This window comes from Marinomonas pollencensis, from assembly GCF_003387375.1.
GTDB lineage: Bacteria > Pseudomonadota > Gammaproteobacteria > Pseudomonadales > Marinomonadaceae > Marinomonas > Marinomonas pollencensis.
Map to the genome: position 1 here is coordinate 1 of NZ_QUNG01000008.1, position 21,902 is coordinate 21,902.

The following is a 21,902-nucleotide window of genomic DNA, read 5'->3' on the forward strand; positions in this document are numbered from 1 at the left end:
AGCATCATCGAAACGGCTAAAGCGAATGGTCTTATCCCTTATGATTATCTAGTAAAGCTCTTCGAAGAACTGCCCAAAAGACAGGCTAACGACAGTCTTGATAATCTTCTGCCATGGAATGTCCAGCGCCTCTAGGTGGGGATGCCCGGACGCTCACCTTTTCTTCATCATCGATCTTACGACGAACAATATCAATCAAGTCATCCTGTTCGCTAAGTCATCCTGTTCTCTGGCAGAGTGATCTCCCCACTCCTTATATCGCTTGATGGCCAACGCTACCGAGCGATGTCAGTTGTAGGGCTTTGTTAGTAGAATGGTTATTCTTTTTGCTGTATTTCGTATGGGCTAAATTCATCAGATTCTAGTAAATTCTGTAAGAGTATATCTACAAAATTTTTTATAGAATCACTCTCTAATAGCGGGTATCGACGACTTTCTTCGGTGGGCGTGTCTTGTGCATTTCCGTTAGGATCGAACCATACTTGGTTTAAATCAATGCCTTTTTTAGGTAGTCCATCTTCTTCTATTAGAGTATATGCCCTGATTTGACCTAAAAATTTTATTTGTGGGCGTCCGGGTTGGTTCCGAACCATAGAGAATTTGAATTCAAAGAGCTTTCCAAAAACTTCAAATCTAGCATCACCACCATCTACCTTCTCTACACCGCCGGTCTCTCCTGCCATGCTTGTAAATTTTTCGATGAAGCTTTGGAAATTTTTTAAAAGCTCAGGATATGCAACTTTTGCGTCTCGAATAGCAATCATTTTCTTTCCTTGAATGTTTTTTTTGATCGCTTAGCAGATTAACAGGTGGTTGCTCGATTTGTCAGTATCTAGTCAATAAAATGTTTTCAAATGGTGACAAACAAGACGCCATTGGTGATATTGATCTGAATTCAAAATTATATAAGGACATTAAATGGAAGAGGCAAAGGTTACATTTTCTTCAATTTCAAAGTGTGGGTTGTATGAATATGGATCTGGGGATCTTGTCCTTGTGGATCTTTTCTGTCCGTTCTCATAATGAGAAAAGTTGATGGCAATACAAGTTGATCTAGTTGGCCGCTGTTACATTTCCTTCATATTGTTACTGTATTGTGACGACTCATAAATTGCGCTTGATGCGTGGTGTTCCTTTCTTCTTCGGAGTCATAGATTTGAGTATCAATAAAAAAATGTGGCTACTTTCTGCCATTACTGCAGTCAGCATTATTTTGGTGGGTGTTTTCAGCGCTTATACTCTCTCTGGTTTGCGCGCTAGCTTTAGTCGTTATCAAGGCCAAGTTGCGATCTCCCAGAGCTTTTTTGCGATTAAAGCCACGGCATTGTCGGTGGCGAAAAATGACCCTATCTTGCCGAACACTAAGACCGCATTGGATGCAGCAAATACTAAGATCATGATGCTATTGGCGCAAATAGAACAAACCTTACCCGCTGAACAAAAACCAGCAGATGAGACTGAGCAAGATCAAGCGGCAGAAAAAGCCAGTTCGGGTCAGGATGACTCGGAGTCAGCCGACGCTCTTGCCTCGATTAGCGTAGAAGAAAGCCGAGCTTTGCTGGTCGACATTACCAATTTGTGGTCGGAGTACAACAAGCAATTTAATAGTGCGATAACGATTGCACCAGAAAGCCCTCAAGATGCGCTGCAAATTCCAGATGCGATTTATGGTCTGCAGCTTATTCCTATGATCGAGCGAATCGATCGCTTGATTAATGACAATCAAGTCAGAGAGCAAATCTCCTATGACACGATATCTAAGCTGATGAGCAGCATATTATGGATGATCCTAATACCCTTGTTAGCCGGTGGTGTTTTCGTTGTATTGATTCAGCGCCTGGTGGCGAGTGATTTACGCAAACGGGTGTTTCGAATACAAACTGTGGTAAAGCAGCTTGGTGAAGGAGATTTAACTCGGCGTCTACCTGTGGAAGGGCGTGATGAATTGGCGGCTATTGCAGGATCGATCAATGAATTTGTTGAGAAGACCCATACTATTTTGTGCCATGTAAAAGAAGGCTCAAATGAAGTGTCTGTGGCGGCGAGCGAATTATACGATGTGTCAGAACACAGTGCTCATAGTTCGATAGGACAGAGTGAGGCGGCAACGTCTGTGGCGGCAACGGTGCAAGAGTTATCTGTCAGTATCGGACAGGTTGCTGAGCAGGCGAAGAATGCGCAAGATTATTCTGTTCAGTCAGGCAAATTATCGGCCGAAGCGGGTGGTGTTGTGTTATCGGCAACCGACGAGATGACTAAGATTTCTCTGTTGTCACAAGATTCTGCGGAGTTAATCCGTGACCTAGAGCAGCGCTCCAGTGATATTAATAACATTATGCAGGTGATTCGAGATGTGGCTGACCAAACCAATTTATTGGCTTTGAATGCGGCGATTGAAGCGGCGCGTGCTGGTGAACAGGGGCGAGGCTTTTCGGTTGTTGCAGATGAAATTCGTAACTTGGCTCAGCGTACCGCAGAGTCGACAAAAGAAATCACTTTTATTGTGACTAAAATCCAAGAAGTCACGGTGGCGGTTGCTGGCAGTATGGAAACCGAGTTACAGCAGGTGGAAAAAGGTGTGCAGCTAGCTGAAAAAGCCGGTGGCTCAATGGCGCAAGTACGCGGCAGTACCGATCAGGTAGAAGAAGCCATTAATTACATCTGTAATGCGCTCTTGGAGCAAAGTAATGCCAGTGATGACATTGCGCGTAAAATAGATGAAATAGCGACTATTTCAGAAGAAGGCTCGGAAGCGGCTAAAAATACGGTATCCACGGCAAAACGAATGGATGACCTGTCAGAAAAGTTAACCTTAGCAGTGAATCAATTCCAGTTATAGGCGCAAGTTAGCTTGTTATATTCAGCAAAGGCGCGCTCTTAGAGCGCGCCTTTTTTATGCTCTGCGAGCCGCTATCAGGTTCCCATCTAGTACTCTAGCGAGAGAGAAGTATATCAATCAGGGTTATTACATATCGTAACGCTTTAAAGGAGGATGTCAGCTAGGGTTTTTGTCTACACTAATAGGAATCTTATTCTTGGCCTTTAAAGATAGTTCAAAGTGCGAATGGATAACCCCACTGAAACATCTAACGAGAAGAGTAGCCCTCAATTATGCGCAAAGGAATGACGATTACCGCTCTGACTATGTTTGGTTACATTATTCTAGGGTGGCTCGGCATGTTAGAAGTAGTGCCGCCAGGTTATGCGACGATTGTCTTTCCTGCTGCAGGTTTCGCGTTGATGAGCGTCATCTTGTTTCGTTACTGGGCGTTGCTCGGGGTGTTTCTTGGTTCTCTCGCCGTTAATAGCATTGCAGCGGAACTGCATCATCATACTTTCCACTTACCTCTGTTTCTTGCTCTGTCTGGTGCTGCCGCATTACAAGCTTATGTGGGGCGCTTTCTGGTTTACCGCTATGTGTCTTTTCCATTTGCCTTTTACCGTCTTACGTTAGTTCTGCGTTTTATTATCTTAGCTGGGCTTGTTTCTACCTTGATCAGTGCGAGTGTGGCTGTGCCGGCGCTGTATGCAGCAGGGCGAATTCAGTCAATATCGCTGTGGGGCGAGTGGCTAAGTTGGTGGACAGGAGATTTTATTGGGGTGTTGGTAGTGGTGCCATGGTTAGTGGTGCTTTTTCCTAAGCTTGTTAACTGCAAGTTAGAGCGTCCCTTTCAGCTGCTACTAGGGCTACTAATAGTGATTGTAATCACCATCGCCCTCGCTTTTGGCGTGCGCCATTTTGAGCTCGTTAAGCAAACAGAAGAATTTAATTCCAATGCCGAATTACTGGATATTTCATTAAATAATCGAATAAAAAATATGGAAGATATTCTGTATGGCGTCATGGGGCTGGTGAAAGGCAGTGATGAAATCACAGTAGAAGAATTTAACAAATACACGGATTCTATTTTACAAAGAGACAATTCTATTTTTGCTGTGTCGTTAAATATGGCGGTGTATGCAGGAGGGTTAGAAGCGTTTGAAAATGAAATTCAAAAGAACTATGACGATATTGTGTTCTATGTGAAAGAGAAGAATAAGGATGGCGATTTCGTTCCTGTTGCCCCTAGAGAAAAGTATATTGTGGTGGTTTTTGTCAACCCGTTAGAAGGCAATCAGGCGGCATTGGGTTATGACATCTACTCTCAAGAAAACCGCTCTTATGCTTTAGATAAAGCCATTAGCATGAGAAAGCCGTATCCGACAAGCCGGCTAGAATTGGTACAAGACGATGTCGCAGTGTTGCTCTTTTTGCCACTCTTTGATGAGAAAACCGACAGGTTACAGGGCGTGGCCACCATTGTTTTACGGCTGGATGCTTTAGCGCAAGCGATTGTAGACAGAGGTGTGTTACCAAATACCCAGCTTTATTTAGTCGACATCAGTGAGGATGGGCAGACTTCATCGATATTGGCGAGCAGTCAGGGTGCTCACTTGTCTTCGCAGGAAGTATTGGATCGTTATGCGAGCCATGATTTTGGTCGAGCAACACGGCATGAGGTGACCGTTGGCGCCAAACAATGGTATTTATTTCAAGTTACTGAAGGAGGGTTTTATCGCCAACCTTGGGGCGTGCATTTTGTCTTAGCGGGTGGCTTTTTCTTAGCCGCCTTGCTTGGCTGGTTTTTGTTAGTGGTGAGCAGCCATACCGCAGAAATAGAAAACCGGGTTCGCTTACGAACAAGAGATCTGTCATTGGCCAATCAATCATTACAAAGGGCACAGCAAGCCCACAGTGATGCGCAATTGGCCGCGGAAAACGCCAACCGGGCGAAAAGTGCTTTTCTGGCCAATATGAGCCATGAGATTAGAACGCCGCTCAATGGGGTAATCGGTTGTTTGTCGCTATTGGAAAATACCGGACTACGGCCTGAGCAGAGTAATCTTGCTAACCTCTCAAAGCAAAGTGCCGAGTCATTATTGGATATAATTAATGACATTCTGGATTTGTCTAAGATTGAAATTGGCAGCATTTCATTAGAGAGTGAGCCATTTAATATTCAAGACTTGGTTGACGAAATTGCACACCTGTTGGTTGTTAAAGCAGAGGAAAAAGGCATTGTCTTTAATGTGCCTGCGGTCTTTATTCCAGCGACAGTGCTAGTCGGCGACCGCTTAAGAATCAAACAGGTGTTGATGAATCTATTAGGTAACGCAATTAAGTTTACCAAGCGAGGAGAGGTGAATTTATATCTTACTGTGCGCAGCTTAAGTGATCGCTCAAGCGAGCTGTATGTGCGTGTTGATGATACTGGGATTGGTATTCCAGAAGAGCAGCATGAGCGCTTATTTCAACGTTTCAAACAAGCCGATAGCTCTACCACCCGACAATATGGTGGAACTGGCTTGGGGTTAGCGATCAGCAAAGAAATGATCGAGTTGATGGGCGGCGAAATTGGCTTTTCTTCGCAGCAAGGAAAGGGCGCCTCTTTTTGGTTTCATGTGGCGCTTGGGCACGAACCACAGCGAGCGATCACGCCAGAATATGACTTATCGCTGGCCGTGGTGTATAAAAATGAAACGGGGCGGCAATATGTCAGTCAGCTATTATCTCATTTTAAGGTGCGTCATGAATTACATGAGACGCTAGGCTCCTTGCTTGACTCACAGCTACAGGGCATAGATGCTTTGTTGTTGGATAATGAAGCAGTGGAAAGCGCGACAACAGAACAACAGTCTGCTGTTTTGGCGGCTTGTCGCCATTCCAAGATCCAAATAGTTCGTCTACAATCGAACCTAGAAGAAGTGGAAAAACTAGGCTTTGATTCTATCCAAAAGCCCATAAGCTATTCTCAACTAGAAGCATTATTGTCCACAATGACCTTGTCGGCAAAAGGAGAGTCTACTATGACAGCAAGCTCGTTATCTGATGTGTCGGCCAACACCAATCCGCACTTTAGCGCTAATGTTTTGGTAGTAGAAGACAATTTGACCAATCAAATTGTCGTGCGGGGCTTGCTCAATATGTTTGGCTTAGAGGTTGAAGTTGCCGAGCACGGGCAAAAAGCTGTTGAAAAAGCGAGCTTAAAAAAATACGACCTGATTTTTATGGATTGCCAAATGCCCATTATGGATGGCTATGAAGCAACCCGTGAAATTCGGCGTATGAAGGCTGGGGCAACCTCGCACGATGTGCCCATCGTCGCCTTGAGTGCCAACGCCATGAAAGGGGATAAGGATCTGTGCCTTGACGCCGGCATGAATGATCATCTCGCCAAACCTATTGCCAAAGATCAATTGCAACTGCAGCTTGAAAAGTGGTTACCAGAAGAGTTAGAACAAACTGAATAAAGAGGAAAGGATGCAAGATTTCGATATAGTCGATTATGGAAATCGGCTAGGCAACAATAAAATGCTAATGACCTTGGTTGCGAAAGAGTTCTTAACAGAAGGCGCAGGCTTGGTTGAGCAAATTATGGCGCAAGCCGCAGCAGATGACTGGAATGCAGTTGCACGTACCGCCCACCGTATTAAAGGAGCCAGTGCAGAAGTATCTGGCTTGGCCATGAGTGCCACCGCGCAACAGCTGGAAGTGGTATTAGAAAAACAAGACATAGACGCCGCGAAGCAAGTCTTAGAGCAGCTGCAAAAGGATTATGTCGCACTGGCCAGCGCGCTGTCTAACAGCGCATTTTAAGCGTCCTAGAGAAGCCTAAACTATTTTGCGCTTCACCTGTTATCCCCCATTCCCCCTCACCCTAAGCGTTTTTTCATTGTAAAAGGTCTGAAATGGCCTGATTGTCTGGGCTACTCGTTTGAGTGGTTATGGCGATTTTATTTTGCCTTTACACTTTCATTTGAAACTTAAACATAATAAAAATGAAACATCGAGCGATTAAAGTGCTTCCTCAACCAATAACAAAATCACATGAGGAACTCCGAAAATGCGTAAATTAATGCTCGCGACAAGCGTTTTAGGTTTGTCTATTGCTAGTTCCAGCTTTGCCGCTACCCAAATTGAATGGTGGCATGCTATGGGTGGCGCTAACGGTGAAAAATTAAATGAGATCGTTAAAGAATTTAACGACTCGCAAACGCAATACACAGTAGATCCAGTCTTCAAAGGGACCTACACGGAAACCATGACGTCGGCGATTGCCGCGTTTCGAGCCCATAAACAACCAGCCATAGTTCAAGTTTTCGAAGTGGGTACTGCCACCATGATGGCAGCGAAAGGTGCCGTCTATCCTGTTTATAAGTTGATGCAAGACACCAAAGCAGACTTTGATCCCAATGCGTATCTTAGCTCTGTAACAAGCTATTACTCTGATGTAGACGGCAATATGCTGTCGATGCCCTTCAACAGCTCTACCCCAGTGCTGTATTACAACAAAGAGATGTTTAAAAAAGCCGGTTTAACCTCGGCGCCAAAAACATGGGAAGAAGTCGAGTCTTACTCGAAAAAATTATTGGCCAGTGGCGCGCAATGTGGTTTCACCACTGGCTGGCAGTCATGGGTGCAGCTGGAAAACTTAAGCGCGCGTCATGATGTCGCGTTTGCCAGCAATGACGATGGTTTTGCTGGTTTGGATACAAATTTGTTATTTAATAGCCCTCTGCAGGTTAAGCATATTAGTAAGATGCGTGAATGGCAGCAGAACGGTATTTTCAGCTATGGTGGTCGTCGTAGTGATTCCGCGCCTAAGTTCTATAGCCAGCAGTGTGCTATGTACACAGGTTCTTCTTCTGCGTTCGGTGGTATGACTCGTAACGCGAAATTTGATTTTGGCGTGTCTTCTTTGCCGTATTGGGCAAGCGAAGTAAAACAACCTAACAACACCATCATTGGTGGTGCTTCGTTATGGGTTCTGCAAGGCAAAGACAAAGCAGAATACCAAGCTGCAGCGGCTTTCCTACATTTCTTATCTACCCCAGAAATCCAAGCTCAATGGCACCAGTTCACCGGTTACTTACCTATTACCCATGCTGCTTATGAGCTAACCAAAAAAGAAGGTTTCTACCAATCTCACCCAGGTACCGAAGCAGCGGTTCTACAAATGACCGCGTCAGAGCCGACGGTCAATTCTCGTGGTTTGCGCTTGGGTAATTTTGTGCAAATTCGTGATGTGATTAATGGTGCGCTAGAAAGTGTGTGGAGTGGTAAAGAATCGCCTCAGGCGGCATTAGATACCGCGGTGAAACGTGGTGATGTGTTGTTGCGTAAGTTCGAAAAAGCGCACAACTAATTCCTCTGCTTGTTACCCCTATCCAGCATCTGGGTAGGGGTATTGGATTTCCTGTTTTTGTTCGAGTGACGTTATGTCTGTTTATTTCCCACAAAAAAAGCTGCCTTACTTGCTGGTATTACCACAGCTAGTGATTACCGCTATTTTCTTCCTTTGGCCCGCTGGCCAAGCCGTCCTTCAAGCCTTCTACCGAGAAGACGCCTTTGGCTTAAGTCAGCAGTTTGTCGGCCTTGAGAACTTTGTTGATTTGTTTCAAGACCCGCTTTATTACAAGTCGATGATGGTGACCATGGTGTTCAGTTTCTCGGTCGCCTTTTTGGGGATTGCGGTGGCGCTCTGGTTAGCAGTGATGGCAGACCGCGTCATTCGAGGAAAAATGGTTTATCAAACCTTATTGGTTTGGCCTTATGCCGTGGCACCGGCGTTAGCTGGGGTTTTGTGGTGGATTTTGTTCGATCCAAACATCGGGCCAGTGGCGTTGTTTTTGGATCGTATTGGTCTGCACTGGAACCACTTTTTAGACGGTGACCAAGCGATGATCTTGGTGGTGATTTCGGCGACCTGGAAACAGATTAGTTATAACTTCTTGTTTTTCTTAGCTGGGCTGCAAGCGATTCCTCGTTCGTTAATTGAAGCGGCGGCAATCGACGGTGCCAGCTCTTTTAAACGCTTTTGGGATATTGTGTTTCCTTTGTTATCACCCACGACGTTTTTCTTGCTGGTGGTGAATTTAGTGTATGCCTTTTTTGAAACATTCGGGGTGATTGACACCACCACACAAGGTGGCCCAGACGGCAGCACCAATACCCTTGTCTATAAAGTATTTAAGGACGGTTTCATTGGCTTAGACAGCGGTGGTTCTGCTGCCCAATCTATTGTCTTGATGGCGATTGTCGGGCTCATGACGGTAATCCAATTCCGCTTCATTGAGCGTAAGGTGCAGTACTAATGATAGAGAATCGTCCTTGGCTAAGGTTCTTTAGCCACCTTATTTTAGTGGTCGGTGTGTTTCTGGTGGCGTTGCCGGTGTGGGTCGCTTTAGTGGGCTCAACCCAGCCGGAAGGGTCGTTTAATTCGGGCAGTATTCCAATGTGGTTTGGGGACCAAGGCGTACAAAACTGGGCCCATGTATTGTTTGCTGAGGCGGGCAGTACATTGCAAATTCCAGTTTGGCATCTACTGCTTAATTCTTTGGTGATGGCGCTGGGTATTACCCTAGGTAAGATCGCCATTTCGATTGTTTCAGCCTATGCGATTGTGTTTTTCCGTTTCCCGTTTCGTGGGGTGATCTTTTGGATCATTTTTATCACCTTAATGTTGCCGGTTGAAGTGCGTATTGTGCCGACTTATCAGGTGATCGCGAACTTGGACATGCTGAATTCATACAGCGGTTTGATTTTGCCTTTGATCGCCAGCGCAACAGCGACTTTCTTGTTTCGTCAGTGTTTTATGTCGATCCCAGGAGAGTTGGTGGAAGCCGCTCGGATTGATGGCGCAGGGCCGATTCGTTTCTTTTTTGACATCTTGTTGCCCATGTCGCGTACCAATATCGCGGCATTGTTTGTGATTATGTTTATTTACGGTTGGAACCAATATTTATGGCCCTTGATCATTACCACAGATGACACCTATTACACCTTGGTAATGAGCATTAAGAGTATGTTGTCTGTTCCTGACGGCGACATTCAGTGGAATTATGTGATGGTGACTACCTTGCTAGCCATGCTGCCTCCGGTTGCGGTTGTGGTGGGCATGCAGAAATTATTTGTGAAAGGCTTGGTTGACGCGGAGAAGTAAGCAATGACCGATTTAGTATTAGAAAACATAGGCAAAACCTACCCGAATGGTTACCAAGCGATACCAAGTATTGATTTAAGCATTGAAGAAGGTGAGTTCATCGTTTTGGTCGGCCCATCAGGTTGCGGCAAGTCTACCTTATTACGCATGGTTGCCGGCCTTGAAACGATTACTCAGGGCGACCTGTTGATCAAAGGCAATCGCGTCAATGACAAAGAGCCTGCAGATCGTGATATCGCCATGGTATTTCAGAACTATGCTTTGTACCCGCATATGACGGTGCGCGCCAACATGGAGTATGGGCTAAAAAACCGCGGTGTCAGTAAACAAGAGCGCCATAACAAGGTTATGGATGTGGCGGCGATGTTGGGGTTAGATGAGTTGTTGGAGCGTCGTCCTGGCCAATTATCCGGTGGCCAACGTCAGCGAGTAGCGATGGGGCGTGCTATGGTGCGCGACCCTAAAGTGTTTTTGTTTGATGAACCTTTGTCGAACTTAGACGCCAAATTGCGGGTGCAGATGCGCGTCGAAATTCGTCAATTACAGCGTAAGCTGGCCACAACGACCTTATATGTGACCCACGATCAAGTGGAAGCCATGACCCTAGCGGATCGTTTGGTGGTGCTGAACAAGGGCAAAGCCGAGCAGATAGGCACACCGATGGAATTGTATGATAAGCCTGCGACCACGTTTGTGGCGGAATTTATTGGCTCGCCATCGATGAACCTATTGGACGGTATGTTGACGGAGCGAGGCATAGCATTATCTGACCGCCTAGCCTTGCCAATGGCGCACGATTATCGTGGTGCCATTAAATGGGGAATTCGTCCAGAACATTTACAGCAGAGCGATGCCGTAAATGGGGACTTTTCTTTACAGGTACAAGCGGTAGAATCCCTAGGTGCAGAAACATTAATACATGGTGTGCTTGAGGATGGAGCTGAGCAACCTAACCCTATTGTAGTGCGACTCAGCGGGCCTCATTTACCTGATATAGGAAGTCGAATGTGGTTAACGGCCCCGTTGCAGCACTGGCATTTGTTTGATGCCATTACCCAACAACGTTTGTGAGGCTGATATGCAATCTAATCCGGCGCTAAAGAAAGACATTTTGAAAAGCAAAGTAATGGGGCACCGTGGTGCGGCGTTGTTGGCACCGGAAAACACCCTGGCGTCTTTACAAGCCGCCGCGGCAACGGGCGTGAAATGGGTAGAGATTGATGTCTATTTGATTGATAAAGGTGGCTTGATTATCTTTCATGACGACACCCTAGAGCGCTGTACGAATGGCTCTGGTTTGACCCGAGAAACCGACCCGCTGGTAGCCAGCATGCTGGATGCAGGCGCTTGGTTTGGTGACCAGTTTAAGGGTGAATTAGTACCGACTTTGATCGAAGCGCTGGATTGTATTCAGGCGTTGGGCTTAGGGCTAAACCTAGAAATTAAACACGATGCGGCGGATGTGGAAAACATTGTTCCGACCGTATTAGACACCTTAAAAGAGTATTGGGTGGATAACGATAAACTGCTGATTTCCAGCTTTAACCACAGTGCCCTGAAAATGGTATTTGAGCTGGATCCACAGCGCCATCTTGGCCAGCTCTACGAAGTGGTTCCAGAGGATTGGCTGGCGCAATTAGAGCAGATTCATGGCTACAGTGTGAACTGTGATTATGCACAGTTAACCCAGCAACAAGCGCAGGCGATTAAAGCGCAAGGTTATAAATTGATGTGTTATACCGCCAATGATGTCGACGCAGTTGCAGAGCACTGGCACTGGGGGATGGATATGGTAATAACCGATGACCCATCTTTGTTTGCTTCTTTAATTTAGTAACAGGAACTAGATGTTAAGCCTTAATGAACGACAGAGCCAAATACTGAACTGGGTTCAGCAAGTAGATAACTTGCAAGTAGAAGAAATGGTAGCGCGGTTTGATGTGTCTTCACAAACCATACGTAAAGACATTAATCAGCTTGCAGAGCGGAGCTTGGTACGCCGTATCCATGGCGGTATCGCCCCTGTTTCCAGTATGGAGAATTTGCCGTTTGAGCACAGACATAACCTGAACATTGCCGCTAAATTAGCCATCGCGGAACGCGTGGCGAAAGCCATTCCTGATGGTGCCTCGTTATTCTTAGGAGTGGGGACGACGGTGGAATATGTGAGTCGCGCGTTATTGAATCATAACGCTTTGCAGGTGTTTACCAATAATCTGACGGTGGCGAGTATTTTTGGTGTTCGGCCCAATATTCAAGTGCGTGTTTTAAGTGGCAAATTGCGTCATAAACACCATGATTTGGTCGGTGAAGAAACCATCGCAGGGTTGCGCCAATATTACTTTGATTACGGTATTTTAGGCTGTGGCGGGCTAGACGATGTGCAGGGGATCTTGGATTTTGACCCAGAAGAAGCGGCAATTGGCCGAACTTTAATAGAGCAAAGCCGTCATACATTTTTAGTGGCAGACCAGCATAAATGGAATCGCAAAGCGATGGCACGAGTAGAGTCTTTTGACCGAATAGACTGTTTTTTTAGCGATGAAATGACCGCGCCAAGGCAGCAATTGTTGCAGCGTTTTGGTGTTAAATTAGAACTGGTTAATTAGGAATATGATGTCAATAAATTCGCTAGAAGAGTTAAGCAAAGCGGCCTGTCATGGGGTGCGATTTATTCTTACCGATGTCGATGATACTTTAACCTGGCATGGGCGCTTACCAGAACAAACTCTCGCGGCATTGACGGGATTAAGTCGTGCCGGCATTAAAGTCGTGCCAGTAACGGGCGGTTGTGCGGGCTGGTCAGACATGATTGCACGAACTTTACCTGTAGAAGGTGTTATCACAGAAGGTGGCGGGTGCTTTATTGCGAATACAGAAGGAGTATTAGATTACCACTTCTGGCGAGATGAGGCCCAAATGCGAGCCGACCAAACCGCAATTATGGAGAAGGTTAAGCAGTCGTTGAGCGCGTTTCCTGCTTTGCGTTTGGCCCGCGATCAGTCTTATCGACTCACCGATGTCGCCATCGATTATGCCCAAGACGTGAGGCCTGCGGCGATTACCGAAAAAGACGCTTTATTGGCCAAGCTGTTAGCGCAAGGCTTAAATGCTAAAGCCAGCTCGATTCATATTAATGTCAGTGGCGGTGGGTATGACAAATTTTCCATGGCAGAAAGAGTGCTGCGGGAGCGTTACGGGTTGAGTGACGAGGCTTGTCGCCAGCAAGTGTTGTATGTGGGCGATGCGCCCAATGATGAAAGTATGTTTGCCCGTTTTCCGTTAAGTGTTGGGGTCGCCAATATTGCTCAGCACCTAGAGAATATGCAGCATCACCCCAGTTTTCAAACACAGCAGCCAGGTGGTTTTGGCTTTGCCGAATTAGCGGCGCATTTATTGGCAAATCGATAACACTCAATGGGGCACTGCTGATTCGGAGTTGGGCCAGCTTTTAGTTAGCAAGGTGTGTGTTAGCCTTGTTGATGGGGGCGTATTTTTTGCCAATAATGCATTCCTAGTGCGACCGCAGCGCCGAGCAGAAGACCAACCAATAAACTGATGCTGGTGTTGATGACCATGTTAACCAAGGGGAACTGCGCGATTTGCCCCGACGCCGCATATTGAGCAAGGTGATGCAGTGCCGGTAAGCCATGGACGACAATGCCACCACCAACTAAAAACATGGCGATGGTTCCGATAATAGATAACAGGCGGATCACCCAGGGTGAACTGGCTAGAATACTTGAGCCGACATGGTTGATCCATGTATGTTTGGCCCGCATTAAATACAGCCCAATGTCATCAAGTCGCACAATCAAACCTACCAGAGCGTACACCCCTACGGTCACCACGAGCGCAATAAGACTCACCACAAGTGCTTGCGTTAATAATGGCTGACTATTTACTGAGCCAAGTGCAATGACGATGATTTCCGCAGACAAAACAAAATCGGTGCGGATCGCGCCACGCACCTTATTTTTTTCTAAAGCGAGTAGAGCATGGTCGGACAAGCTTTGTTGTTCGACTATGTCATTGTGTCTCTGTTGTTGATCGTCATGGCGGTGCTGATAGGCGTGAAGAATCTTTTCTATGCCTTCGTAGCATAAATAAGCGCCGCCCAGCATCAACAGAGGTTGGATAAGCCAAGGAATAAACGCACTAATGGTCAAAGCCAGGGGCACAAGAATGATTTTATTAACAAACGAGCCTTTGGCAACGGCCCATACAACTGGAAGCTCGCGATCTGCTTTGACGCCTGTCACTTGTTCTGCATTTAGGGCAAGGTCATCTCCTAATACCCCCGCGGTTTTCTTTGCCGCGAGTTTGGAAAACAGCGCCACATCGTCAAGCAAAGTAGTAATGTCGTCGAGCAGTGCAAGCAGTCCTGTCATGGCCATTTTAGGCATTCCATCGCATGGTTTGTGAAGTGTTTTATTGTGCGTTAATCATGCTAAAAAAGCGAAGTTAAACAATAACATCATAAAGTTTTCGAGAGTAAAAATAGGGAAAAATGGCCCCGCAATGCGGTTGCCTGCTGTTTCTGCGCTTGATGTTGGCTTTTGTAAGCCGTATTAACACTTTTCCTCTTGTTGTCATGGGCTAGGTTATTTAAGGTAGGGCCAGTTCTATGGTTTTGAGGTCAATATGTCTAGTAGTTGTCGCATTTGGCGGCGCATGCAAATGCCCGATCTTGCTCGGATACACCGTTATCACAGTTTGCCAGAGCAAGGCCCCAAAGTGTTGTTCTTTAGTGGCGGGTCGGCGTTGAATAAAATAAGTCGGGTGCTCAAAGGCTACACTCATCATTCTATTCACCTCGTTACCCCTTTTGATTCTGGTGGCAGCTCAGCGCGCCTGCGTGCTGAGTTTGATATGCCAGCAGTGGGCGACCTGCGTAGCCGCCTGATGGCCCTAGCAGACGAAACTGTTATGGGGCAGCCTGAGGTCTATGCGCTGTTTACCCATCGTTTTGAGATGACAGCGACCTTGGCTGAGTTAACAGAGGAGTTAAAGCAGCTGGTGGCGGGAACCCACCCACTGATCCAACCGATTCTGAACCCAATGCGTGAGCTTATCCAAACTCAGCTTGGCGTAACACAAGCTAAGATTAGTGAAGGTTTTGATTTACGCGGCGCCAGTATAGGCAATCTCATTATTGCTGGGGGGTATTTAAATAATCAGCAACAGTTAGACCCTATAGTGTTTCTTTTCTCCCGTCTGGTGAAAGCATTAGGAGAAGTAAAAACAGTCTTGGATGAGCCTTACCATTTAAGTGTTGAGCTTGAAAATGGCGAGAAGATTTTAGGCCAGCACCGGATTACTGGTAAAGAACAGGCGGCCTTAGATAGCCCGATAAAACGCATGTGGTTGAATAAAGGTTTAAAAGCGGTAGCACCGATCAACAGTGAAATCGCAGACGATCGGCGAGACATGATAGAGCAGGCGGATTTGATTTGTTACCCGCCTGGCAGTTTCTATAGCAGCCTACTGGCGAACTTATTACCGATTGGTGTGGGCCGAGCGATTTGCCAAAACCCTAACCCTAAAATTTACTTACCTAATTTAGGCGTGGATCCTGAGCAATTTGGTCTGTCGTTAATGACACAGGTAGAGCGCTTGGTGACTACGATTCTAGCGGATACCCAATCTATTGAAGCGATTCATTTTGGCGGGTTGGATTTTCTGCTGTTGGACGATCGTTATGATTATGGCGACATTGATGAGAATAAACTGAACTCACTAGGTGTTAGTGTGATCAAAACTCCACTGATTACTGAAAAAGAAGACAAGTACGATGAGCAAATGGTTGTTAAGGCTTTGCTGTCTTTGATGTGATGGCATGAAAGGCGAGGTTAGATGCTAACCAAGACCGATTGCTTCTGGGGGAAACACATATGAAAAAAAGTGTATTAATTTGCGACGACTCCAGTATTGCAAGGAAGCAATTGGCAAAGACTTTGCCTGCTGATTGGGACATAGATTTAGATTACGCTCAAGACGGACAGGAAGCCCTAGAGATAATAGAGAAAAAGAACATCGACATTCTTTTTCTAGATTTAAACATGCCCGTTATGGACGGTTATCAAACTTTAGAAGCATTGCAACGCCGCGAAACAATGCCTCAAGTGCTGGTTATATCTGGTGATGTACAGCCTCAAGCATTGCAGCGAGTGAAAGACCTTGGTGCTCTAGAGTTTCATAAAAAGCCGATACAAGCTAAGGTGTTACGAGATTCTCTTGTGTCATTAGGTTTGCTCACACAAGAGCCAGGTAAGCGTGATTTTAGAATTGAGAACGCCGCTGACGAGTTCTCTTTTTCTGAGTGTCTGCAAGAAGTTTCGAATATTGCCATGGGACAAGCTGCCAGCGTGCTGGCCGATATGCTCAATGTTTTTGTCAAATTGCCGGTGCCTACCGTTAATGTATTAGAGGTCAGTGAGCTGCAAATGGCCCTTGGTTATGGTAGCAAAGACAGCCGCTTTTCTGCTATTTCTCAGGGCTTTGTTGGCTCAGGTGTTGCCTTTGAAGCCTTACTGATTTTTAACGACACTAGCCTGCCAGATATTGCTAAATTATTAAGCTCTACAGGGCGCATTGATCAGGACCGTGAAATAGAGTTATTAATGGAAGTATCTGCTGTGTTGGTGGGGCCTTTTATGGCAGCATTGGGCAAGCAAATGAACATTGATTTTAGTTTTGGGCACCCCTCCTTACTTGGTCAGAACGTCAAAATGTCGAATTTAATTGATGTAAAAAGAGCGAGCTGGAAGCGGACCTTAACGGTGGAGATCGTTTACGAAATTGAGAACTATAACGTGAGCTGTGATTTACTTTTGTTATTTACCGAAGACTCCATTCCAGTACTCGAAAATCTACTGTCATACTTGGTTGAGGATTAGCCATGCCTAACTCTTTGAAAGATATAATGGAACTGCATTGGCTGTTTGATATGTTGAACCATATTGACCTTGGCTTGGTTGTGCTTGATCAAAACTACAAGGTAACCCTGTGGAACAGTTTTATGGAAAACCACAGCGGCAAGAGCTCTTCCATCGCCAAGGATCAGTCACTATTTGACCTATTCCCCGAAATCGACAAAGAGTGGCTACAGCGCAAGCTAGATAATGTAATTGCCCTGAAAACACCAATTTTTGTGTCTTGGGAGCAACAGCCTTATTTGTTTGCTTTTAAGAGCTACCGGCCGATTACTGGCCTTGCTGATAACATGTATCAGAATATTACATTACGTCCTTTGGCGAATGCCGATGGCACAATTCATCATGTTTGTATTGCTGTTTATGATGTTACAGATGCCGCGACCCATAAACTGGCATTGTCCTCCGCGAATCGACAACTTGAACAACTCAGCAAAACAGATGCGTTAACTGAGTTGCATAACCGTGGCAGCTTAGAAAAAGCCTTGAGTATTATTTTTTCTGCCTATCAAGAAAAGCCAACCAGCGCCCATTCATTGGCGATTGTTGATCTGGACTATTTCAAGAAGATCAATGATCAGTATGGGCATCCCATTGGCGACCTGGTGTTAAAAGAAGTGGCTAAACTGATGTCTGAATCGACCCGCAGAGGGGACTTCGTTGGGCGCTATGGCGGTGAGGAATTTGTGGTGTTGTTACCCAATACCTCCAGTGAAGGTGCCGTTAGTTTTTGTGAGAAACTGCGTAAAAAAATCGAGGCCACCGATTTTAAAACCGATAAAGGGAATATTAAAATCACCATCAGCCTAGGTGTCGCGCAATTGACCGAGCAAGATGTGAATACTTCCTCCTGGTTGACGCGTGCCGATGAGGCTTTGTATAAAGCTAAGACAGCGGGGCGCAACCAGACAGTGTGTTAAAGCGATCAGCCACGCGTCGCTTTAACAACTCGGCACGCGTATGAGCCGTCTGGCAGGCTGTTAGTCTGCACTCTGATACAAAGCAGGTAGCTCACTTTTGAGGCGCTCACCCTGTAAGCACAAGCCTTCAGGGTCAATAAGAATGCGGCCATTCATGGCCTCACGGCCGAGCAACATACGATAGCCCATACTGTCACGATCTGTCAGCGTGAGCTCGATTTGCCAGTCTTTTCCTCCCAGCGTTAATTGCGCCTGAATAACTGGGCGTTTTTCTTTGTCTCCGCTTGAGCTCTTGACGATTCGTTGGTCAATGATTTTGGCCTCGCAATGCACGGTGATTTTTCTATTGCGCTGCAAAGGATGAACCTCAAAGTGAGCCCATTGCTCATCATCGCGGTTAAAATAGCGAATGTTAATGGCGTGCAAAGAAGAGGTTTTAGCGCCTGAGTCAATGCGCGCCTTCACGGCTGGAATATGCAAGCTGGGAAAGGCGCACCATTCTTCGCTACCGATGACCATTTTGGGTTCGTTTGGTGGATTCATAAAACTTAAGCTCCGACTGAAATGTCGATAATCGCAAAAACAACAAGCCGCTCTTTTCTATCGAAGAAGACGCTATCATATGGCTTGGCTTTATAGCCTAAAAAGCCTATTAGGTTAAGTTTTATTCGCTGTAAAACGAATATTAAACTTATTAAATAGTCAGCATAAGCACAAACTATTGTAATCGTATTGTCTGGGGCTAATATGTGCTTACTAGATTAAGCTTATGGAGTCTTGAATGAATGGCCAACTGATTCGAGAGTTGGAAACACTAGGTGGTGAGATTCTTCCTGCTAGCCTAAAAGATTGTGATGAAATTGTAATTAACCAGCCGGACTTTAGCGCGCGTATCGCGCTGTGGGGTGGTCATTTGGTGAGCTTTGTTCCCACTGGGCAAGCAGACCTTTTATTTCAATCTGCTAATGAGGGCGCTGACACGCGTTTTGGGCGTCGTCATTTTGGCGTTCCTATATGCTGGCCTTGGTTTGGGGCACATGAAAAGCACAGTGATTACCCTGCCCATGGATTAGCTCGCTACTTCCGCTGGCAATTGGCTGAGGTTGGTCGTTTTAAAAACGAAGATGTGAAGATCGTATTGCGCTTAGCATCTGAAGACCATCCGCTGATTGAAGAAATGTGGCCACAAGCATTTGAATTAAGACAAGTGTTCCGTTTCACCAAAGACGGTTTTAGCATCAATTTTTCTGCGGCAAACCTCTCCGAGAAGAGCATGTCTATTAGCGAGGCTTTGCATACCTATTTTCATGTGGGTGACAATAAGGCGACCTCGGTACATGGTCTGGATGGGGGGATTTATGTTGATAAATTGGCGAAAAATGCGCGCAAGCAACAAGAAGGTGCGGTTACGCCGTTTGAGTGCCTAGACAGTGTCTATTTAGAGTCTCCAGACGTGTGTGAGATCCATGACAGCGAATTTAAGCGTAAGCTTATTGTTAGCAGTGAAGGTAGCCAAAGTACCGTGTTGTGGAACCCAGGCCCGGAACTAGCGAAACAGCGCAGCGATATGGAAGACGAAGATTATCGTCACTTTGTGTGTGTAGAAACCGCGAATGCTTTGAACGATAGTTACGAGATTAAGCCTGGCGATATGCATCAGTTAAGATTGAACGTCAGTGTCGTGCCAACCGAATCCTAGATTGGTGCAAACATAAAAAGCCCATGCCACGCTTATCAACAACGCGTTCATCACGTGAAGTATAAGTGCAGCATGGGCTTTTTTATCGATCCGTTGTGCGCGCCAAAGGCTAGGCAAATCAGTCGATGTTGTATTCCATGATCAATGGCGCATGGTCAGAGAAGCGCTGGCCTTTGTAGACACTGCCGCCTTGTACTAGGTGCTTGATGCCTGGCGTGGTAATTTGGTAATCCAAACGTCCACCTTCATCCAGTTTCCAAGCGCGTTCATAATCCGGCCACCAAGTGTATTGCTTGTCTTGTTTGTTCACCTGACGAAAAGCATCAACGTATTCAAGCTCATTAAAGATTTCGTTAATCCACTTGCGCTCTTCAGCTAAGAAGCCGGAATTACGCTGATTAACAAACCAGCTGCTTACGTCAATTGGCGAACGCGCGACATTGGCGGTTCCACAAAAAATAAACTCACGACGTTTGCGACGCGTTTTGATTAGGTGGTTTTTAAAACCTTCCATAAAGCGGTATTTGTGTTCTTGTAGCTCGTTTTCATGGTTTGACCCATGTGGCGTTAAGAAAGCACCAATACTGACCTTATCGAAGTCAGCTTGAATAAAGCGCCCTTCAAAGTCGCATTCAGGAAAACCCATGCCTGTCATAATTGCTTTAGGCATCGTCTTGCAATAAATGGCCACACCTGCTTGCTCTGGATCTTCCAATGAGTCAAAAAAGTAAGTGTTGTAGCCAGGTGGAAAGAAGACGCTGTCATTCAGGCTGCGTTCGTCTGCTTGAATATCTTGCAGGCAGACAACATCAGGGTCCTGACGAACCATCCACTCGAAAAAGCCGCGATCGGCTGCTTGTCTTATACCGTTTACATTAAGGCTGATGACCTTCATTTCTGGTCCCTACAATTCCTAGCCGTGTGTTATATTAGCGCCTATCCAATGTTGGCATGGCTTCGCTCGTTCTTGGCGGCGCTTTGTTCTATTTTAAAAAATCTGTCTGGAGTCGGCATGAAACCTTACCAAAGAGAATTTATCGAGTTCGCCATTGAGCAAAATGTATTGCGTTTTGGCGAGTTTACACTCAAATCTGGCCGTGTAAGCCCTTACTTCTTTAATGCAGGCTTATTTAATTCAGGGCAAGCATTAGCAAAGTTAGGTCGCTTTTATGCGGCCGCATTAATGGAAGCTAATGTTCCATTTGATGTTCTGTTTGGCCCTGCTTATAAGGGCATTCCGTTAGCAACCACAACCGCGGTGGCGTTGTTCGATCACCATGATGTGGACACACCTTATGTTTTCAACCGCAAAGAAGCAAAAGCGCACGGTGAAGGTGGTTCTCTTGTGGGTGCACCTTTGGCCGGTAAAGTCATGATCATTGATGACGTTATTACCGCGGGTACTGCCATTCGAGAAGTCATGGCTATTATTCAACAAGCAAAAGCCGTTCCGGCTGGCGTGCTGATTGCCCTAGATCGTCAAGAACGTGGTCAAGGCGAGCTATCTGCAATCCAAGAAGTCGAACGTGACTTCGCTATGCCAGTGGTCAGTATTGTTTCTCTTAATGACATCATGACCTACTTAGCAGAACAAGCAACGCCTGAGTTTGCTGAGCATCTTGATGCTGTTAAAGCGTACCGTCAACAGTATGGGATCGAATCCTAATCGAGCCTTACTGGGACATAGTGCTAGGGAGCGTTTGCTCCCAGTACTAGCGGTTAAGCATTAGTGTTTTAGCTAATGCTGTCCATTGTTCAGACCACGCTTCTGTTGGTTTTACTTTAAATTCACTGCGCACATAATGACGAATTTTACCCTCAATTATGGCCAGTAAAAAATTGGCACAAGGCGCCACTCCCATTACGGGACGCAAACCTTGTTTCAAGTCAGCTTCACGCATAACTTGCTTTAGCTGGGTTTCGATGCGATCGAAAAGTTGTGCAATACGGGCTCGTAATCTTTCTGTTTCACCTGCCAAGGCATCAGCAGTAAGCAGGCGACACATGCCAGGGTTTTGGCTAGAAAAGCCCAATACCAAGGTGACAATCATTTCAATGCGAGCCAAGACATCACTTTCTTCTTGTACGATACGATGAATACGTGAAAACAATGACTCTTCAATAAACTCGATTAGGCCTTCAAACATTTTTGCCTTGCTTGGGAAATGACGGTACAAAGCGGCTTCTGATACACCGACTTGTTTCGCCAATGCGGCAGTCGTGATACGCGCGCCAGGGCTGCTTTCTAGCATTTGAGCCAGCGCCTGTAGTATCTGTGTTCGACGATCGCTTTTTTTGTTGCTCATCTATCTATTGTTCCCAAACTCGTTATTGTTAATATGTTGTGTTGAAAAACGTGTTTTAC

Annotated in this window: 21 protein-coding genes; 16 read left to right on the plus strand and 5 right to left on the minus strand. The window is 45.9% G+C overall.

The window, feature by feature from the left end:
* Positions 1 to 135 (plus strand): transposase domain-containing protein (locus tag DFP81_RS12035; protein WP_147299451.1); only part of this gene is annotated, 135 nt, incomplete at its 5' end.
* A 182-nt stretch (positions 136 to 317) separates the two neighbouring features.
* Here the strand turns inward: DFP81_RS12035 and DFP81_RS12040 are convergent.
* Complete coding sequence (locus DFP81_RS12040) at positions 318 to 764, minus strand: hypothetical protein (RefSeq protein ID WP_115898039.1); 447 nt, start codon at positions 762 to 764, stop codon at positions 318 to 320.
* Between the two features lie 332 nt (positions 765 to 1,096).
* On the opposite strand from DFP81_RS12040, the gene DFP81_RS12050 reads away from it, so the two are divergent.
* From DFP81_RS12050 to DFP81_RS12095, 10 genes are all read left to right on the plus strand, one after another.
* The gene (locus tag DFP81_RS12050; protein WP_147299452.1) at positions 1,097 to 2,839 is read left to right on the plus strand and encodes a methyl-accepting chemotaxis protein; all 1,743 of its coding nucleotides are present in this window, start codon (positions 1,097 to 1,099) and stop codon (positions 2,837 to 2,839) included.
* Positions 2,840 to 3,111: 272 nt separating this feature from the next.
* Positions 3,112 to 6,291, plus strand: a complete 3,180-nt coding sequence (locus DFP81_RS12055; RefSeq protein WP_115898042.1) for an ATP-binding protein — start codon at positions 3,112 to 3,114, stop codon at positions 6,289 to 6,291.
* Between the two features lie 10 nt (positions 6,292 to 6,301).
* Positions 6,302 to 6,637, plus strand: coding sequence for an Hpt domain-containing protein (locus DFP81_RS12060; RefSeq protein ID WP_115898043.1), 336 nt, complete (start codon positions 6,302 to 6,304; stop codon positions 6,635 to 6,637).
* 247 nt (positions 6,638 to 6,884) lie between these two features.
* Positions 6,885 to 8,186, plus strand: coding sequence for a sn-glycerol-3-phosphate ABC transporter substrate-binding protein UgpB (gene ugpB / locus DFP81_RS12065; RefSeq protein WP_115898044.1), 1,302 nt, complete (start codon positions 6,885 to 6,887; stop codon positions 8,184 to 8,186).
* A gap of 73 nt (positions 8,187 to 8,259) precedes the next feature.
* On the plus strand, positions 8,260 to 9,135 hold the full coding sequence (gene ugpA / locus DFP81_RS12070) for a sn-glycerol-3-phosphate ABC transporter permease UgpA (RefSeq protein WP_115898045.1): 876 nt from the start codon (positions 8,260 to 8,262) through the stop codon (positions 9,133 to 9,135).
* Entirely contained in the window at positions 9,135 to 9,983 is an 849-nt protein-coding gene (ugpE, locus tag DFP81_RS12075) for a sn-glycerol-3-phosphate ABC transporter permease UgpE (RefSeq protein WP_115898046.1), read from the plus strand. The genes ugpA and ugpE overlap by 1 nt, the downstream gene beginning before the upstream one ends.
* Before the next feature lie 3 nt (positions 9,984 to 9,986).
* Positions 9,987 to 11,054 carry a sn-glycerol-3-phosphate import ATP-binding protein UgpC gene (locus tag DFP81_RS12080; RefSeq protein WP_115898047.1) on the plus strand — a complete coding sequence of 356 codons (1,068 nt, stop codon included), beginning with the start codon at positions 9,987 to 9,989 and terminating at the stop codon, positions 11,052 to 11,054.
* A 7-nt stretch (positions 11,055 to 11,061) separates the two neighbouring features.
* Positions 11,062 to 11,817, plus strand: coding sequence for a glycerophosphoryl diester phosphodiesterase (locus tag DFP81_RS12085; RefSeq protein ID WP_115898270.1), 756 nt, complete (start codon positions 11,062 to 11,064; stop codon positions 11,815 to 11,817).
* Between the two features lie 13 nt (positions 11,818 to 11,830).
* Positions 11,831 to 12,592: a DeoR/GlpR family DNA-binding transcription regulator gene (locus tag DFP81_RS12090; protein WP_115898048.1), complete on the plus strand. Its 762-nt coding sequence runs from the start codon at positions 11,831 to 11,833 to the stop codon at positions 12,590 to 12,592.
* 7 nt (positions 12,593 to 12,599) lie between these two features.
* Positions 12,600 to 13,394 carry an HAD-IIB family hydrolase gene (locus DFP81_RS12095; RefSeq protein ID WP_115898049.1) on the plus strand — a complete coding sequence of 265 codons (795 nt, stop codon included), beginning with the start codon at positions 12,600 to 12,602 and terminating at the stop codon, positions 13,392 to 13,394.
* A 59-nt stretch (positions 13,395 to 13,453) separates the two neighbouring features.
* Here the strand turns inward: DFP81_RS12095 and DFP81_RS12100 are convergent, their stop codons facing one another.
* Positions 13,454 to 14,380, minus strand: coding sequence for a DUF808 domain-containing protein (locus DFP81_RS12100; protein WP_115898050.1), 927 nt, complete (start codon positions 14,378 to 14,380; stop codon positions 13,454 to 13,456).
* Between the two features lie 247 nt (positions 14,381 to 14,627).
* On the opposite strand from DFP81_RS12100, the gene DFP81_RS12105 reads away from it, so the two are divergent.
* From DFP81_RS12105 to DFP81_RS12115, 3 genes are read left to right on the plus strand one after another with little or no spacing between them, the layout of a single operon-like run.
* The gene (locus DFP81_RS12105) at positions 14,628 to 15,818 is read left to right on the plus strand and encodes a GAK system CofD-like protein (RefSeq protein ID WP_115898051.1); all 1,191 of its coding nucleotides are present in this window, start codon (positions 14,628 to 14,630) and stop codon (positions 15,816 to 15,818) included.
* 59 nt (positions 15,819 to 15,877) lie between these two features.
* On the plus strand, positions 15,878 to 16,882 hold the full coding sequence (locus tag DFP81_RS12110) for a response regulator (RefSeq protein WP_115898052.1): 1,005 nt from the start codon (positions 15,878 to 15,880) through the stop codon (positions 16,880 to 16,882).
* Positions 16,883 to 16,884: 2 nt separating this feature from the next.
* Complete coding sequence (locus DFP81_RS12115; protein WP_115898053.1) at positions 16,885 to 17,838, plus strand: sensor domain-containing diguanylate cyclase; 954 nt, start codon at positions 16,885 to 16,887, stop codon at positions 17,836 to 17,838.
* A 60-nt stretch (positions 17,839 to 17,898) separates the two neighbouring features.
* Here the strand turns inward: DFP81_RS12115 and DFP81_RS12120 are convergent, their stop codons facing one another.
* Positions 17,899 to 18,381 (minus strand): ATP-dependent zinc protease family protein, encoded by a 483-nt coding sequence (locus DFP81_RS12120; RefSeq protein WP_115898054.1) that lies wholly within the window; start codon positions 18,379 to 18,381, stop codon positions 17,899 to 17,901.
* A 238-nt stretch (positions 18,382 to 18,619) separates the two neighbouring features.
* Here DFP81_RS12120 and DFP81_RS12125 point away from each other — a divergent pair, with 238 nt between their 5' ends.
* On the plus strand, positions 18,620 to 19,537 hold the full coding sequence (locus tag DFP81_RS12125; protein ID WP_115898055.1) for a D-hexose-6-phosphate mutarotase: 918 nt from the start codon (positions 18,620 to 18,622) through the stop codon (positions 19,535 to 19,537).
* Positions 19,538 to 19,655: 118 nt separating this feature from the next.
* On the opposite strand, the gene DFP81_RS12130 is transcribed toward DFP81_RS12125, so the two are convergent.
* Positions 19,656 to 20,432, minus strand: a complete 777-nt coding sequence (locus DFP81_RS12130) for an exodeoxyribonuclease III (RefSeq protein ID WP_115898056.1) — start codon at positions 20,430 to 20,432, stop codon at positions 19,656 to 19,658.
* Between the two features lie 117 nt (positions 20,433 to 20,549).
* On the opposite strand from DFP81_RS12130, the gene pyrE reads away from it, so the two are divergent.
* Positions 20,550 to 21,203 carry an orotate phosphoribosyltransferase gene (gene pyrE, locus DFP81_RS12135; protein ID WP_115898271.1) on the plus strand — a complete coding sequence of 218 codons (654 nt, stop codon included), beginning with the start codon at positions 20,550 to 20,552 and terminating at the stop codon, positions 21,201 to 21,203.
* Between the two features lie 46 nt (positions 21,204 to 21,249).
* On the opposite strand, the gene slmA is transcribed toward pyrE, so the two are convergent.
* Positions 21,250 to 21,843 (minus strand): nucleoid occlusion factor SlmA, encoded by a 594-nt coding sequence (slmA, locus tag DFP81_RS12140; protein WP_115898057.1) that lies wholly within the window; start codon positions 21,841 to 21,843, stop codon positions 21,250 to 21,252.
* Between the last annotated feature and the right edge of the window lie 59 nt (positions 21,844 to 21,902).